Origin of the sequence: Streptomyces sp. NPDC056061, from assembly GCF_042266885.1 — a bacterium.
Lineage (GTDB): Bacteria > Actinomycetota > Actinomycetes > Streptomycetales > Streptomycetaceae > Streptomyces.
The window spans coordinates 24642-40215 of record NZ_JBHJWQ010000018.1 but is presented as its reverse complement, the minus strand read 5'-3'; the positions used below and the strand labels follow the sequence as shown (position 1 = coordinate 40215).

Genomic DNA, 15574 nt, shown 5'->3' with positions numbered 1-15574 from the left:
GGTGAGTCCCTCCCGCCGGGCGAAGTCGGTTTTCGGTCATAGACTTGTCGACAAGGACCGCCACCCGTGAGGAGGTCACTCCCGATGGAGGCACACACGGGCGACCGGCTGCTGATGCACGGCAGGACCGTGGGACAGCACGACAGGGTCGCAGAGATCGTCGAAGTGCTCGGGCCCGGGGGTGCTCCCCCGTACCGCATCCGCTTCGCGGACGGACATGAACACCTGGTTTCCCCCGGTCCCGACAGCGTCGTACAGCACACCGGCCACCGGAAGCAGACACGGAAGACCCCGTAGCGGCCTCCGGCGGCGCTTGTCGCCCCCCGGGGCCGGCGCACGGGCGGCCGGCACAGCCCGGCCGCCCGTCCCCGACCGGGCGCGGCCGCCCCGCGGCTCAGGTCAGGCGGGGCGGCCGTGCCCTGGTGCGGTAGTGGTCGGCCACGACCCGTGACATCGCACCGATCGGGTCCTGGACCACGTCCTTGCCGGAGAAGTAGACGTGGCCGCGCACCTGGTCGTGGTCGGCGGCGAGATCGAGGTGGCGGGAGAGTTCGGCCGGGTCCTGCCAGGCGGCCGGCTGGGCCGGGTCACCGGCCTTGTACAGCGCCTCGCCGACGAATAGGTCGACCCCTGTGCCGCGCACCACCTCGTTCCACCAGGGCACCAAGGTGGCGTAGTCGGCGGCGGCGAGGCCGATGTTCCAGTAGATCTGCGGGCAGATGTAATCGATCCAGCCCTTCTTGATCCAGCCGCGGGTGTCGGCGTGCAGATCGTCGTAGGTCTGCACGCCCGCCTTCGTGGCGGAGCCGAGCGGGTCCGTCGAGGCGTTGCGCCACACACCGAACGGGCTGATGCCGAACCGGACGTTCTTCTTGATCGCCTTGATCCGTTCGGCGGTCTCGCGTACCAGCCTGTCGGTGTTGTCGCGCCGCCAGGCCGCCCTGTCCGGGAACCCGGCCCCGTACTTCGCGTACGCGGCGTCGTCGGCGAACTCCTGCCCGGCCACCGGGTACGGGTAGAAGTAGTCGTCCCAGTGCACGGCGTCGATGTCGTAGCGGCGGACCGCGTCGAGCATCGCGTCCTGCACGAAGCGGCGGACCTCGGGGATGCCGGGGTTGTAGTACAGCTTCCCGCCGTACGGCAGGACCCAGTCGGGGTGCAGCCTGGCCGGGTGGCCGGCCACCAGCCGGGACGGGTCGGTGTGGTTGGCGACCCGGTACGGGTTGAACCAGGCGTGCAGTTCCAGACCGCGCGCGTGCGCCTCGACGACGGCGGTGCCCAGCGGGTCCCAGCCGGGGTCCTTGCCCTGGACGCCGGTGAGGTACTGCGCCCACGGCTCGTACGGCGACGGCCACAGGGCGTCGGCGGTGGGGCGCACCTGGAGGATCACCGTGTTCAGCCGCCGGTCGACAGCCTCGTCGAGATAGCCGATCAGTTCGGCCCGCTGGGCCGCCGCCGTCAGACCGGGCTTCGACGGCCAGTCGAGATTGGCGACCGTGGCCACCCACATGCCCCGCAGCTCGCGCCGCGTGACGTGATGCCCGCCCCGCCGCTCCGGTGTGCCCGCGGACCCCGCACCGGAGTCGTGCCGGGCGGGGGCCGAGGCCGCGTCACCGGCCATGGCGACCGTGCCCGCCACCCCCGCGACCACGCCCGCCGCTCCTGCCACGAAGCCCCTTCTGGCCAATTGCCGCATTTCTTCACACCTTCCGTCTCTCCGTCATCGTCCGTCACCCTGTGTTCGGGCGTAACGCAGAGCATGCCCGCCCCGACCCGCGATGACCCGTAGGTCGCGGGTAACGTCGTGGGGTCGGTGCGGGCACCGGAATCAGACGGGAACCTGCGACTCGGGATCAGCGAAAGGCACGAGGTGACGGACTCTATGGCCGATATTGCACGCGTCGGAGTGGTGGGCTGTGGCCAGATGGGCGCGGGTATCGCGGAGGTGTGCGCCCGCAGCGGTCTTGAGGTCAAGGTGGCCGAGACCACCGGCGAGGCGCTGGAGATCGGTCGCACCCGGCTCCACAACTCCCTCTCGAAGGCCGCCGACCGCGGCAAGATCACACCGGAGGAGCGCGACGAGACACTTGCCCGGCTGACGTTCACCACCGATCTCGGGGAGTTCGCCGACCGCGATCTCGTCATCGAGGCCGTCGTGGAGAACGAGCAGGTCAAGACCGAGATCTTCCAGGTGCTCGACCAGGTGGTGACCCGGCAGGACGCGATCCTCGCCTCGAACACCTCCTCCATCCCGCTGGTGAGGCTGGCGGTGGCGACCTCCCGTCCGGACCAGGTCATCGGCATCCACTTCTTCAACCCGGCACCGGTGCAGAAGCTCGTCGAGCTGATCCCCGCGCTGACCACCTCCGACGAGACGGTCAAGCGCTCGGAGGCCCTGGTGCAGGACGTCCTGGGCAAGCACCCGATCCGCGCCCAGGACCGTTCCGGCTTCGTCGTCAACGCGCTGCTGATTCCGTACCTGCTCTCCGCGATCCGGATGTTCGAGTCGGGCATCGCCAGCCGCGAGGACATCGACAACGGCATGGAGCTCGGCTGCGCCCACCCGATGGGCCCGCTCAAGCTGTCCGACCTGATCGGGCTGGACACCGTGGCCTCGGTCGCCGATTCGATGTACGCGGAGTTCAAGGAGCCGCTGTACGCCGCTCCCCCGCTGCTCCAGCGGATGGTGGACGCGGGTCGGCTCGGTCGCAAGACCGGCTCGGGCTTCTACGTGTACTCCTGATTCTTTCCTCCGTGCCCGTACGGGGCCGGGAACCGGGGCGTCCCCGCTACCCGGCCCCGTTCGCGGCCCCGGGAACCCCGAGCGGCCGCGACCGGGCGCATCGGCCCCGGCCGCGGCACGGCCCCACCGTGCCGCGGCCGCCCCGCCCGTCGGACGCCCCGCACGATGACCGCCCCGCCCGAGGGACGAACGGCCTCACCTCACCCGTCGTCCGCTGTGACCTGCGGGTCAGAGCAGTCTTGAGAATCGCTTCACCTCCCCCGTGAACGGGGGAGCACTGCGATTAGCCCCGGTAGCGCTGGGCGAGCCCGTGCGCGTCGGAGTCGTAGGCGCAGATGCCCGCCACGGCCACCAGCGCGCCCGTCGCCCGGTGCAGCCGACGCCCCACCGCGTCGGTCCGGCCGCCGCGCAGCAGCGGGGCCGCCTCGGCGTTCAGGAAGTCGACGACGCGGGAGCGGGTCGCGATCCCGCCCGCCCTGCGGTACATCCGTTCGTAGTGGGCACGGGCCGCGCGCAGGGTCCCAGGTCCGCCCCGTCGACCGGGGAGGGACCGTCGCGCGAGACATCGGCGTCCTCCGCCGTGTTCTCCCACTCCCAGACCGGCATCACGGCAGCGGTGCCGGTGAGTACGGCCGGGGTCGGCCGGCTCGGGCCGCGCCGTGCGTCGCAGCGCCACAGCGCGGTGGCCCGCTCCACGAACCCGGGGAGCTCGGAGGCGGATCCGGCCGAGCCGGGGTCCGGGGGCGCCAGGCCGATGTCCGCCGGCGAGAGTTGCCTGTTCAGGCGATTTCCGAGTACGTCGCAGATCAGGTCCGGCACCTGGCCCCGCGGCCGCTGGCCCTTCAGCCAGCGGGCCACCGCGGTGTGCTCGTAGCGCAGGGACAGTCCGCGGGAGCGGCCCGCCCGGTTGATGTGCGCGGCCAGACCCGCACGGGAGACGCCCGCCTCCTCGATCAGGGCCGCCAGCAGGATGTTGGGCTCGGTCGCCCCCATGTGCCCCTCCGGTGGTTCGCACGCCGAGGCGTGTCGCACCAGTGGAGCACGATTCGCACGGGGTGTGAACACAATGTCCCGACTGCCCCGCCGCACACCCTTTCGCCCGGGCCCGCGAATCGGTTGAATCAGTCGCCTCGCAAGAGGCGGCCGGGTCGTCCGCTCCCCCTCGAACAGCCGACGACCCGTACTCGCACCGTTCGTTCCGTCGGCCCTGCCCGACGCTCCGTGGCGGCGCGGACGGCGCGGGGAACGCCCGGAAGCGGCGGTGGAACCGTCCGGCGAGACGGAAGGGGCGTACCCGTCCTCGGGTACGCCCCTTCTTCACCGCGTCATCCGCGGGCTGTCGTCACGCGCCCCGCAGCACCGCTCCGGTCCGCTCGGCGGCCAGCGCCACCGCGGCGTCGCGGGCGGCCGTGGCCTCGTCGACGGTCAGCGTGCGGTCCGCGGCACGGAAACGCAGCGCGTACGCCAGCGACTTGCGCCCCGCACCGATCTGGTCGCCGGTGAAGACGTCGAACAGCCGCAGCGATTCGAGGAGTCCGCCCGCGCCCTCGCGCAGTGCCCGCTCCACCTCGGCGGTCGGCACGTTCTCGGCCACGACCAGCGCGACATCCTGGGTCGCCACCGGGAAGGCGGAGATCCGCGGTGCCCGGAGGACGCCCTCGGCGGCCCGCTCCAGGACGTCCAGGTCGACCTCCGCCGCGCAGGTGCGCTCCGGCAGGTGGAGGCTCTTGACGACGCGCGGGTGCAGTTCACCCGCGTGCCCGAAGAGGGTCTCCTCGCCGTTCACGGCGACGTACAGCGCGGCGCAGCGGCCCGGGTGCCACGGCGCGTTCCGGTCACCGCGGACGGTCACCTCGACGCCCGCCTCGCGGGCGATCGTCCGGGCGGCCTCGACGGCGTCGGCCCAGTCGGCCGGGCGGCCCGTGCCCCACCAGCCGGCCTGCTCGCGGGCGCCCGCGAGGACCACCGCGGCGTGCCGCGGCTGGTGCGGCAGCGTGGCGTTGAGCCGGGCGACCTCCTCGTCGGTGGGACGGCGGTCGACGGGCAGCCGGACGGCCTTCGTCCCCGCCTCGGCCGCCGGGGTCTCCACCGCCGGTACCGAGCCGGCGGCCCCGGGCACGAAGACCAGGCCGGTCTCGAAGAGCGCGAGGTCGTGGCTGCCGCGGCCGTCGTTGCGCCGCAGTGCGCCGAGCAATCCCGGCAGCAGCGTGGTGCGCAGCGAGGGCTCCTCGTCGGAGAGCGGGTTGACGAGGTCGACGGTGCGGCGACGGGCGTCGTCGGTGTCGAGCCCGAGCTGGTCGAACACCGCGGAGCCGATGAACGGGTAGTTCAGAGCCTCGACGTACCCGGCTCCGGCCAGGACGCGCCCGACCCGGCGGTGCAGCCGCTGGCGGTCGGTGAGGCCGCGGCCGGACGGCGGCGTCGGGAGGGTGGAGGGAAGGTTCTCGTATCCCTCCAGCCGGATGACCTCCTCGGCGAGGTCGTTCGGCTCGGCGAGGTCGGGGCGCCAGGAGGGCACGGTGACGATCAGCTCGTCCTGCCCGTAGACGTCGCAGCCGACCTCCTGGAGGCGGCGCACGACGGTCTCGCGTCCGTACGCGACACCGGCCACCCGGTCGGGGTGGGACGCCGCCATGGTGATGGTGCGGGGCGCGGACGGGGTACTGATCCCCGTGACCCCGGCCTCGGCGGTGCCGCCGGCGAGCAGCACCAGCAGGTCGACGGTGCGCTGTGCGGCGGCGGCCGCGGCCTGCGGGTCGGTGCCGCGCTCGAAGCGCTTGGACGCCTCGGAGGACAGCTTGTGGCGGCGCGCGGTCCGGGCGATCGAGATCGGGGCGAAGTGCGCCGCCTCGATGACGACCTCGGTGGTGCCGCGGGCGCCCTCCTGTCCGTCGGCGATCTCGGTGTTGGCGCCGCCCATGACACCGGCGAGGCCGATCGGCCCGCGGTTGTCGGTGATGACCAGGTCCTCCGCGTCCAGGACGCGGGCCGTGCCGTCGAGGGTGGTGAGCTTCTCGCCCTGCTCGGCGCGACGGACGCCGATCGGCCCGTCGAGGAGGCTGCGGTCGTACGCGTGCAACGGCTGGCCGAGTTCCAGCATCACGTAGTTGGTGATGTCGACGGCGAGCGAGATCGGGCGCATCCCGGCCTTCTGCAGCCTGCGCCGCAGCCAGATCGGGGAGCGTGCCTCGGGCTGCAGGCCGACCACGGTGCGTGCGGTGAAGCGGTCGCAGCCGATCGGGTCGGTGACCGTGACCGGGTGGCCGAAGGCGTTCGGCGCGGGCACGTCGAGGAGCGCCGGGTCGCGCAGCGGCAGCCCGTACGCGATGGCGGTCTCGCGGGCGACGCCGCGCATGGACAGGCAGTAGCCGCGGTCCGGCGTCACGGCGATGTCGAGGACCTCGTCGACGAGCTGGAGGAGCTCGATGGCGTCCGTGCCGGCCTCGTGCTCCGGCGGCAGCACGATGATGCCGTGCGTGCCGTCGTCGCCCATGCCGAGTTCGTCGGTGGAGCAGATCATGCCGTGCGAGGTCTTGCCGTACGTCTTGCGGGCGGAGATCGCGAAGTCGCCGGGCAGAACGGCGCCCGGGAGGACCACGACGACCTTGTCGCCGACGGAGAAGTTGCGGGCGCCGCAGACGATCTCCTGAGGCTCGCCGGTGCCGTTGGCATCGCCGACGTCGACCGTGCAGAAGCGGATCGGCTTCTTGAAGCCCTCCAGCTCCTCGATGGTCAGCACCTGTCCGACGACCAGCGGGCCCTTGAGGCCTGCGCCGATCTGCTCGACGGTCTCGACCTCCAGGCCGACGGCGACGAGCTTGGCCTGTACGTCACGGCCGGTCTCCGTCGCCGGCAGGTCGACGTACTCCCGCAGCCAGGAAAGCGGGACACGCATCAGATCTCCATCCCGAACGGCCGGGTGAACCGGACGTCACCCTCGACCATGTCTCGCATGTCTTCGACGTTGTGGCGGAACATCAGCATCCGTTCGATGCCGAACCCGAAGGCGAATCCGCTGTACTTCTGGGGGTCGACGCCGCAGGCGATGAGCACCTTGGGGTTGACCATGCCGCAGCCGCCGAGCTCGATCCAGCCCTCGCTGCCGCAGGTACGGCAGGGGCGGTCCGGGTTGCCGACGGAGGCGCCGCGGCAGACGTAGCAGACCATGTCCATCTCGGCGGACGGCTCGGTGAACGGGAAGAAGTTCGGCCGGAGCCTGGTCTTCATGTCGGGGCCGAAGAGCGCCTGGACCATGTGGTCGAGGGTGCCCTTGAGGTCGGCCATGGTGAGGCCCTCGTCGACGGCGAGCAGCTCGATCTGGTGGAAGACCGGGGTGTGCGTCGCGTCGAGCTCGTCGGTGCGGTAGACGCGGCCGGGACAGACGACGTAGACGGGGGGCTCGCGGTCGAGCAGGGTGCGGGCCTGGACCGGCGAGGTGTGCGTGCGCAGCACCACACCGGACTCGTCGTTGTCGGCGCCGTCGGCGCCGCGCACGAAGAAGGTGTCCTGCATCTGGCGGGCGGGGTGGTCGGGCACGAAGTTCAGGGCGTCGAAGTTGAACCACTCCGCCTCGGCCTCGGGGCCCTCCGCGACCTCGTAGCCCATGGCCACGAAGACGTCGGCGACGCGCTCCATGAGGGTCGTCAGCGGGTGGCGGGCGCCGGCCGGGACACGGTCGTACGGCAGGGTGACGTCCACCGCCTCCTCGACCAGGACCCGGGCGTCCCGCTCGGCCTCCAGCTCCGCCTGACGGGCGGCGAGGGCCTTGTTCACGGCGCCGCGGGCCTGGCCCACGCGCTTGCCCGCCTCGGCCTTGGCCTGCGGCGGCAGCGCGCCGATCTCCCGGTTGGCGAGCGCCAGCGGCGAGGTGCCCCCGGTGTGCGCGGTCTTCGCCCGGGCGAGCGCGTCGAGGTCACCGGCGGCGGCGAAGGCGGCGAACGCCTCGTCCCGCATGCGCTCGATCTCTTCCGGTTTCAGTGCCTCGACCTCGACTGGGTCGTACGACTTGTTCGGTGCCGACATCTCTTCCCGTGCTTCCGATTGGCTGGTACTGCTGTGAACCGGGGACGCCCCGGACCCCGCGGCCCCGCTCGACGGCTGGTGGCGCAAAGGTGCCAAGGGTCGAGTCTAAGGGGCGCAGGGCGTGCCTGGAGCCCGTGTGCGCCGGGGCGGCTTCCCCGCCGCCCCTCGCCGTCCCGCCCGGCCGCCGCGCGAGAGGCGGCTATCCCAGGTAGGCCGGTGCGCTCACGGGCAGGATAAATCGGAACTCCGCGCCGCCGCCGGGGCCGCGGCCGACCGTGATCGTCCCGCCGTGCGCCTCGACGATGCCCTTGACGATATAGAGGCCCAGGCCCGTGCCGCCGCGCTTGCTGCCCCGCCAGAAGCGGGTGAAGACGCGGGCCATCGATTCCTCGGGGATGCCGGGGCCTTCGTCGCTCACGGTCACGGACGTTCCCCTCTCCTCGCTCTTCGCCGGTGCGGGCGCGACTTCGATGGTGACGGTTCCCTCGCCGTGGCGCACCGCGTTTTCCAGCAGGTTGCCGAGCACCTGGTCGACCTTGTCCGGGTCTGCCCAGACCGCCGGCAGCGGCTGGCAGGTGCGGACGAGGAATCGGTCGGGGGTCTGGCCCTTCGCGGTGAGGGCCTGGACGTGGCGTTCGACGGCGGCCGAGAGGTCCACCGGCTGCCGGCGCAGCTCCAGCCGGCCGGAGTCGATCCGCGAGATGTCGAGCAGTTCCGCGATGAGCCGGGTGACGCGGCCCGCGTCGGCGTCGACGGTCTCCAGCATCAGGCGCTTCTGGTCGTCGGTGAAACGCTCCCACTTGGCGAGGAGCGTGGCGGTGAAACCCTTGACCGAGGTCAGCGGGGAGCGCAGTTCGTGGGCGACGGTCGCGATCAGTTCGGCGTGGCTGCGCTCGGTGCGGCGGCGGGCCTCGGTGCCGCGCAGCGAGATCACCACGCGGTGTACCGGGCCGGTCGGGTGCGCGCGCACGTACCGCGCGGAGACCAGGACCTCGCGGCCGCCCGGCAGCAGCAGGTTGCGCTCGGGCTGGCCGATCCGGGTGGCGAGCCCCCCGTACGGATCGGTCAGGGTCCACCAGCGGCGGCCCTTGAGGTCCTCCAGCGGCAGCGCGTCCTCCAGCCGGCGGCCGAGTGCGGCGGCGCGGGGCACGGCGGTGATCCGGGCCGCGGCGGAGTTGAAGCAGACGACCCGGCCGGTCTCGTCGGCGACGACCAGGCCGTCGGGAAGGTCATCGGGGTCGACGGCGGCACCGGGCTGGTGGGGGTCGGCGGCCCGGCCGTCGGCCGGATCCCCCTCGGGGCCGGGCCCCTCGCAGGCGCGCACGACAGTGGTGTGTGTGCCGCGCGGCCCGTTGATGCCGACGCCCATATCCCCTATCCCACCTCTCGGACCGTGCAGTGGGCCCCCGAGTGCGTCACCCTACTAGTCGTCGGTGACGGAGCGACACCCTGCGGGGGCGCACTGCGACGGTGCGCCCCCCTGGGAACTCCTCGGGGGCAGGGGTTCAGGAACGGGCGCGCTGGGCGCGCGCGGAGGCGTACAGGCAGACGGCCGCAGCGGTCGCCAGATTGAGGCTCTCGGCCCGACCGTGGATCGGCACCCGCACGACGGCGTCGGCGAGTGCGCGGGTCTCCTCCGGAAGACCCCATGCCTCGTTGCCGAAGACCCAGGCGGTCGGCCCGCCCATGGTCCCGGCGTCCAGCTCGTCGTCGAGGTCGTCGTCGCCCGCGCCGTCGGCGGCGAGGATGCGCACCCCCGCCGCCCGCAGCCCCTCGACGGCCCGTTCGACCGGGACGCCGACGGCGACCGGCAGGTGGAAGAGCGAACCGACCGAGGCCCGCACCGACTTCGGGTTGTAGAGGTCCACCGAGGCATCGGTCAGGACGACGGCGTCGGCACCCGCGGCGTCCGCGCAGCGCAGCACCGTTCCGGCGTTGCCCGGGTCGCGCACGTGGGCGAGGACGGCGACCAGCTTCGGCTTCGCGGCGAGGATGGCGTCGAACGGCGAGTCGAGGAAGCGGCAGACGCCGATCAGGCCCTGCGGGGTGACGGTCTGCGACACGTCGGCGAGCACATCGGCGTCCGCGAGGTGCACCCGGGCACCGGCCGTGCGGGCGGTCTCGACGATGTCGGTGTACCGCTCGGCGGCTTCGACGGTGGCGAAGAGTTCGATCAGGGTCGGTTCGCCGTCGCTGCCGCGGTGCCCCGCGGCCTCGCGCACGGCCTGCGGGCCCTCGGCGATGAACCGGCGCTCCTTGCCGCGGAAGTTGCGCCTGGCCAGCCGTCGGGCGGCGGTGATGCGCGGCGATCGCGGGGAGATCAGTTCGGGGGTGCCCATGGTCGGCGGCGAGCCTCTCTGCGTACGGAAGGTGACGGACGTACGGGGTGACGGACGTACCTGACGTGGGGTGCAACGCACCGGACCCGCAGACGGCGAGCGCCTGCGGGTCCGGATCGGCACCGGGAAGTGCTGCCTGGGTCAGGCGGCCTTCGGGGCGTTGACGTCGCTCGGGAGGGCCTTCTGGGCAACCTCGACGAGGGCGGCGAACGCGTTGGCGTCGTTGACCGCGAGCTCGGCCAGGATCTTGCGGTCCACCTCGACGTTGGCGGCCTTCAGACCCTGGATGAGGCGGTTGTACGTCATGCCGTTCTGGCGGGCAGCGGCGTTGATGCGCTGGATCCACAGCTGACGGAAGTCGCCCTTGCGCTTCTTGCGGTCGTTGTAGTTGTAGACGAGGGAGTGGGTGACCTGCTCCTTCGCCTTGCGGTACAGGCGCGAGCGCTGGCCCCGGTAGCCGCTGGCCTGCTCCAGGATCGCCCGGCGCTTCTTGTGAGCGTTTACTGCCCGCTTGACGCGTGCCACTTGTTAACTCCTTGTAGCGGGGCCGTGGTGGGAGTCACACGGCCCGGAAACGATTGGGTCCCGGTCCGAGTCGGGTCGTCGCCCCCGGGTCACCGGGGGCCGCCGACTCACTTGCCGAGAAGCTTCTTGACCTTCTTGGCGTCGGCCGGGGCCAGCACGACCGTTCCGGTCAGCGAGCGGGTCTTCTTGGACGACTTGTGCTCAAGAAGGTGGCGCTTGCCGGCGCGCTCACGGACCACCTTGCCGGAGCCGGTGATCTTGAAACGCTTGCTGGCACCGCTGTGCGTCTTGTTCTTCGGCATCGCGCCGTTCTCTCCTCGTCAGTGGCGCCCCTCTCGGTGCGGGCACCGGACGGCAGGGGCGTCAGTTTGGTGGGGATTCCGGGGTGACCGGGGCCGCCTGGATGGCGGCCCCCGGGATCACGCCTCGGAAGGTGTCTCGCCCGAAGCCTCGGCGTTCCCGCCCTCGGTGTCGGCGCTGGGCGCGGAGCCCTGACGTCCGGCCTTGCGGGCGGCCTGGGCCTCGCGGGCCTCGGCCATGGCTTCGGTCTTCTTCTTGTGCGGGCCCAGAACCATGATCATGTTCCGGCCGTCCTGCTTCGGGTTGGACTCGATGAAACCGAGTTCCTCCACGTCCGAAGCCAGACGCTGGAGCAGTCGGAAGCCCAGCTCGGGGCGGGACTGCTCACGACCACGGAACATGATCGTGATCTTGACCTTGTCGCCCTGCTTGAGGAACCGGACGACGTGACCCTTCTTGGTGTCGTAGTCGTGCGGGTCGATCTTCGGCCGGAGCTTCATCTCCTTGATGACCGTGTGCGCCTGGTTCTTGCGCGCCTCACGGGCCTTCATGGCCGACTCGTACTTGAACTTCCCGTAGTCCATGAGCTTGCACACGGGCGGACGGGCGGTCGCCGCCACCTCGACCAGGTCGAGGTCGTACTCCTGCGCGAGTTCCAGGGCCTTGGCAAGCGGAACAATCCCGACCTGCTCGCCGCTGGGACCGACAAGTCGCACCTCGGGAACGCGAATCCGGTCGTTGATGCGGGGCTCGGCGCTGATGGATCCTCCTCGGTAGCACCACGCGACCGCCTGGCGGACAGCCACGTAACGTCTGTTTTGTCAGACCAACCGCACCAGTGCACAAAAAATGCCCCGGACGGGACACAGGCGGGGCTCCTCGAACAACCGGAACACCGCCGCGGTCAGCCGCGGGGCGCATCGGGCGGCTCCATCGTCCGTACGGAACGATGGGCACCACCTGACCGGTGACCCGCCGTCCCACAGGACGGCCAGGTGGGAGATCGGAGCCTCCACTTGTGGGCTGAGCACATAGCTGCCCAGCCGGTCGTCACACAAGGTTAGCAGCTCGGCGGGGCAGGCACCAACCGCGCGTCGACCGGACCGCCCGGCCTACGCGCCCGCCGACCGGGCGGTGCCGCCGGGGGCCTATCGTATGGCGCATGAGCGACACGACCCCCAGCACCGATTCCCCCGGCTTCGACGACATGGCCCGCGACATCGCGGAGGTGCCCGCGGTCGAGGTGATCGTGACGGTCGCGGTCAACCTGATGAGCGCCGCCGCGGTGAAACTCGGGCTGACCGAGGAGGGTGAGACGCACAAGGACCTCGACGAGGCCCGCAAACTCGTCCACGCGCTGGCCGGTTTGCTGGACGCCAGCGCCACGGAGATCAGTTCCTTCCACGCGGCCCCGCTGCGCGACGGTCTGAAGTCTCTCCAGCTCGCCTTCCGCGAGGCCTCGCTCGTTCCGGACGAGCCCGGCCAGGGCCCCGGCGAGAAGTACACCGGCCCGGTCTTCGGCTGACCTCCCCGCCACTGCACACGTGTGAGCCCCACGGCCCGTTCCGGGTCGTGGGGCTCATCTCGTACCGGGTGCCCTCGTCCGCGTCGGGCGGGTCAGCGCGCGAACAGGGCCTCGCCCGGTGCGGACGCGCCGGCCGGGAGCACGGCCAGGTCCAGGCCGCGCACCAGCCGGGCGCGCAGGACCTCGTCCGCCGCCAGCCGCTCGGCGACCCGGCGGGCCGTGGCGGCGGGCTCCGCCCCGTCGGCCAGGACGAGGGCGAGCGTGCCGTCGGCCCCGCCCGGACCGAGATGGGCGCGGAGCACCGACGGCTCGGCCGCGACCGCGTCGCGCACCGCCGAGGTGACGGCGGGGTCGTCCAGCGGTTCGGCGCTGGTGCGGCCCTCGGCCAGGGCGAGCAGCGCGGAGCCGGTCAACTCGAACGCGACGGGTCCGGCGAGGTCGAGGACGACCGTGTCCGCCTTCTCGTGCGCGGCGGCCTGGAGGGCTTGGTGCAGGGGGACGGCGACCGGGCGCGCCTTCGGGTCCCAGCGGGCCAGTGAGTCGATCGAGGTGAAGGCGGGCAGGGCACGCCGGTCCCCGGCCTGGAGGGTGGGCACGGCCATGTCGCTGGTCTTCTCGCGGCGCAGCCCCCGCTCGTCCACCTCCACCTCGCCGAGGACGGCGACGACCGGGACCAGGAGCCGGGTCCCCCGGAGTGCTTCGAGGACGGGGCCGACCGCCCGGCGGTCCTCGGCCCAGGCGGCGAGTGCCGCGCTCAGGGCCGGGTCGGCCGTGCCGTCGTCGTCGGAGTAACCGGGGTCCGGAATGTTCTTCAGCTCCACGGGGCGAGCGTAGTACCCGCGGTTCCGCGCCCCGGCAACAGGTCGGTGCACGACGGGCCCGCCGGAGCCGTTCAGGCCCGGCGCCATGCTCCGGACCGCCCGCGGCCCCGGCCGCGCCACACCATCACGGCGAGCGCCAGCAGCAGTGCCCCGAGACCGCCGGCCGCCAGGGCGAGACGGCTCGTGGGCCCGCTGTCGTGCTGCTCGGGGGACGGTCCGGGGCCGAAGAACCGCTTCCCGTACCCGGCCCCGGTGGACTCGGCCCGCAGCTCGGCGGGACGGAGCGCGGCCGCGGACTCGATCGCGGCGGCGGGGTCCACGATGCCGTATCCGCGGGCGTCGTCGCGGCCGGAGGCGGGGGTGCTGCGGGCCGTGTCCGTGAGCAGGCGCTTGATCTGGGCGGGGGTGAGTGCCGGGTGCGCGGCGCGGACCAGCGCGACCGCGCCGGAGACGAACGCGGCGGCGGCGGAGGTGCCCCATTCCACGTAGTACTGACGGTCGGGGGCCGGGACCACGATATCGACCCCGGGCGCGCTGACGGTGGTGTACCAGCGGCGGGTGGAGAAGGCGGCATGGGTGCCGTACCGGTCGACGGCGGCGACCGCGATGACTCCGGGGTAGGCGGCGGGGTACGAGGTGCGGTCGCCCTTCTCGCCGCCGTTCCCGGACGAGGCGACGACGACGGCCCCCCTCCTCAGCGCGTACTGGATGGCGGCGTCCTCCCCCGGCTCGGGGTGCGCCGACTCGCTGTCGTCGCCGAGCGAGAGGTTGATGACGTCGGCGCCGTGGTCCGCCGCCCAGCGGATGCCGTCGGCGAGGGCCGTGCCGCGGGATTCCCGGGCCTTGGCGCGTGCGGGGTCGGAGGCTTCGAGGATCACCCGGACCGGGAGGATCTTCGCCTCCGGCGCGACGCCGAGCACCCCGTCGCCGCGGTCCGCGCCATGGCCGCGCCCCGCGATGATGCCCGCCATCGCCGTTCCGTGCCGCGCCCAGGAGCCGTCGCCGCGGACGGCCCCGAAGCCGATCATGTCCTTGCCGGGAAGCACCTGGCCCGCCAGGTCGGGCAGGTTGCCGTCCACCCCGGTGTCGACGACGGCGACGGTGACCCCCTTTCCCCTGGTGGTCTGCCACGCCCGTTCGGTGTGCAGCGCGTCGAGACCCCACTGCTGGTCCCGCAGGGCATCGGCGCGGGCCGGGCCCGCGGGCAGCAGGGCGAGCGCGGTGGCGGCGCAGACGGCCCCCAGCGCGCGGCGGCGGACGCGTCGGCTCATCGCGGCTTCTCCGTGAGGTCGGTGACGGTCCGGCGCAGGCCGCGCTCGATCCGGTCGGCGATGCCCTTGGCCTCGTGGCCGAGTCCGGACTCGGCGACCGTGCCCGTGGCGTTCGGGGCCGTGGCCGGGGACGCGGGCCTCGGGTCGGCGACCACGCGTCCGTCGGCGAATCCGGAGACGGCGAACACGACGACCGGGAGCTCGGACGACACGTGGACGGACCAGGACGCGCGCTGCCGGTCGCCGAATCCGGCGGCGACGGTGCCCTCCACGGGGAAGGTGCGGGGCATCAGGTCGGCGCGCCGGTCGAGATGCTGCTCGGAGAACCGGTCGCGCAACGCGGTCATGGTCTCGGTACCGCTCTCGGTGAAGACCATCCCGACCGTGGTGACGGCGCTGTCGGTGGCGTCCGTGTACGTGGCGCGCAGCAGCCGCTCGCAGCCGGCCGGGCTCAGCGCCTTGGCCAGCAGGGGGTCGAGGGCCTGCCCGCAATCGCCGTCCGGGGCCACGGCGATCCGGGTCCAGACCCGGTCGGCGCCGCCGGGGCCCGCCCCCGATCCGTCGAGGGTGCGGGGGAAGAGCGTGTCCACGGGAACGCTGTGCCAGGCGCTGCGCCCCACGGCGTAGGAGCTGTGGGTGGCGGGGTCGGCCGACGAGGAGCCGGCCAGCCAGGCGCCCGTGGCCGCGCCCCCGATCAGCCCGAGCCCGAGCACCAGGCAGGCGACGGCGGTCGCGGTCCGGGCGGGCCGACGGGTGCGCACGGGGCGCAGCCGGGTGGTGGTCTCGGCGGGCGTCTCGGGGAGGGGCACGGAGCGGGGCGGCTGGTGTCCGTACGGGAACGGTGCAGGGCCGGGGGACGACGGCACCCCCATGGCGGCCGGCCGGTGCGGCGGCGTCCGCGGCGGCGCGACGGGAACGCCCGGGAAGGGCGCGGCGGGGGCCTGCGGTGGCCGCGCCGCCGCGGGCGGCGGGGCAACGGGGCGGGGTGGAACTGGCGGACGCTGCGCCTCGGTACTCATCCGCCCCCC

General features: G+C 72.8%; 14 protein-coding genes and 1 pseudogene. 3 read left to right on the top strand and 12 right to left on the bottom strand.

What is annotated here, in order from left to right; translation table 11 throughout:
* Positions 1–84: 84 nt before the first annotated feature.
* Complete coding sequence (locus ACFC79_RS24005; RefSeq protein WP_376243355.1) at positions 85–297, top strand: DUF1918 domain-containing protein; 213 nt, start codon at positions 85–87, stop codon at positions 295–297.
* 97 nt (positions 298–394) lie between these two features.
* Here ACFC79_RS24005 and ACFC79_RS24000 read toward each other — a convergent pair whose 3' ends face one another.
* The gene (locus ACFC79_RS24000) at positions 395–1669 is read right to left on the bottom strand and encodes a glycoside hydrolase family 10 protein (RefSeq protein ID WP_376243662.1); all 1275 of its coding nucleotides are present in this window, start codon (positions 1667–1669) and stop codon (positions 395–397) included.
* A gap of 213 nt (positions 1670–1882) precedes the next feature.
* Between ACFC79_RS24000 and ACFC79_RS23995 the strand changes: the two genes are divergently transcribed.
* Positions 1883–2743 carry a 3-hydroxybutyryl-CoA dehydrogenase gene (locus ACFC79_RS23995; protein WP_376243352.1) on the top strand — a complete coding sequence of 287 codons (861 nt, stop codon included), beginning with the start codon at positions 1883–1885 and terminating at the stop codon, positions 2741–2743.
* A 292-nt stretch (positions 2744–3035) separates the two neighbouring features.
* Here the strand turns inward: ACFC79_RS23995 and ACFC79_RS23990 are convergent.
* The 8 genes and pseudogenes from ACFC79_RS23990 to infC all read right to left on the bottom strand — a co-directional run.
* Positions 3036–3736 (bottom strand): annotated as a pseudogene (locus ACFC79_RS23990) (transcriptional regulator); the annotation flags it as partial.
* Between the two features lie 349 nt (positions 3737–4085).
* Positions 4086–6638: a phenylalanine--tRNA ligase subunit beta gene (pheT, locus tag ACFC79_RS23985; RefSeq protein WP_376243349.1), complete on the bottom strand. Its 2553-nt coding sequence runs from the start codon at positions 6636–6638 to the stop codon at positions 4086–4088.
* Positions 6638–7765, bottom strand: a complete 1128-nt coding sequence (gene pheS / locus ACFC79_RS23980; RefSeq protein ID WP_376243346.1) for a phenylalanine--tRNA ligase subunit alpha — start codon at positions 7763–7765, stop codon at positions 6638–6640. The genes pheT and pheS overlap by 1 nt, the downstream gene beginning before the upstream one ends.
* 199 nt (positions 7766–7964) lie before the next feature.
* A complete protein-coding gene (locus tag ACFC79_RS23975) occupies positions 7965–9134 on the bottom strand; it encodes an ATP-binding protein (protein ID WP_376243343.1) in 1170 nt (389 codons plus the stop codon).
* 136 nt (positions 9135–9270) lie between these two features.
* Positions 9271–10104, bottom strand: a complete 834-nt coding sequence (locus ACFC79_RS23970; RefSeq protein ID WP_376243340.1) for a TrmH family RNA methyltransferase — start codon at positions 10102–10104, stop codon at positions 9271–9273.
* A gap of 141 nt (positions 10105–10245) precedes the next feature.
* Positions 10246–10629, bottom strand: coding sequence for a 50S ribosomal protein L20 (gene rplT, locus ACFC79_RS23965; protein ID WP_143625552.1), 384 nt, complete (start codon positions 10627–10629; stop codon positions 10246–10248).
* Positions 10630–10736: 107 nt separating this feature from the next.
* Positions 10737–10931, bottom strand: coding sequence for a 50S ribosomal protein L35 (rpmI, locus tag ACFC79_RS23960; RefSeq protein ID WP_335938494.1), 195 nt, complete (start codon positions 10929–10931; stop codon positions 10737–10739).
* Positions 10932–11048: 117 nt separating this feature from the next.
* Positions 11049–11735, bottom strand: a complete 687-nt coding sequence (gene infC / locus ACFC79_RS23955) for a translation initiation factor IF-3 (RefSeq protein WP_376243336.1) — start codon at positions 11733–11735, stop codon at positions 11049–11051.
* A 356-nt stretch (positions 11736–12091) separates the two neighbouring features.
* Here infC and ACFC79_RS23950 point away from each other — a divergent pair, with 356 nt between their 5' ends.
* Positions 12092–12454: a DUF1844 domain-containing protein gene (locus ACFC79_RS23950; protein WP_376243334.1), complete on the top strand. Its 363-nt coding sequence runs from the start codon at positions 12092–12094 to the stop codon at positions 12452–12454.
* 92 nt (positions 12455–12546) lie between these two features.
* Here ACFC79_RS23950 and ACFC79_RS23945 read toward each other — a convergent pair whose 3' ends face one another.
* From ACFC79_RS23945 to ACFC79_RS23935, 3 genes are all read right to left on the bottom strand, one after another.
* Positions 12547–13275 carry an SseB family protein gene (locus ACFC79_RS23945; protein WP_376243332.1) on the bottom strand — a complete coding sequence of 243 codons (729 nt, stop codon included), beginning with the start codon at positions 13273–13275 and terminating at the stop codon, positions 12547–12549.
* A 71-nt stretch (positions 13276–13346) separates the two neighbouring features.
* Positions 13347–14546 carry a type VII secretion-associated serine protease mycosin gene (mycP, locus tag ACFC79_RS23940; protein WP_376243329.1) on the bottom strand — a complete coding sequence of 400 codons (1200 nt, stop codon included), beginning with the start codon at positions 14544–14546 and terminating at the stop codon, positions 13347–13349.
* Positions 14543–15418 (bottom strand): hypothetical protein, encoded by an 876-nt coding sequence (locus tag ACFC79_RS23935; protein ID WP_376243661.1) that lies wholly within the window; start codon positions 15416–15418, stop codon positions 14543–14545. Before ACFC79_RS23935 ends, mycP begins: the two co-directional genes overlap by 4 nt.
* Positions 15419–15574: the final 156 nt, after the last annotated feature.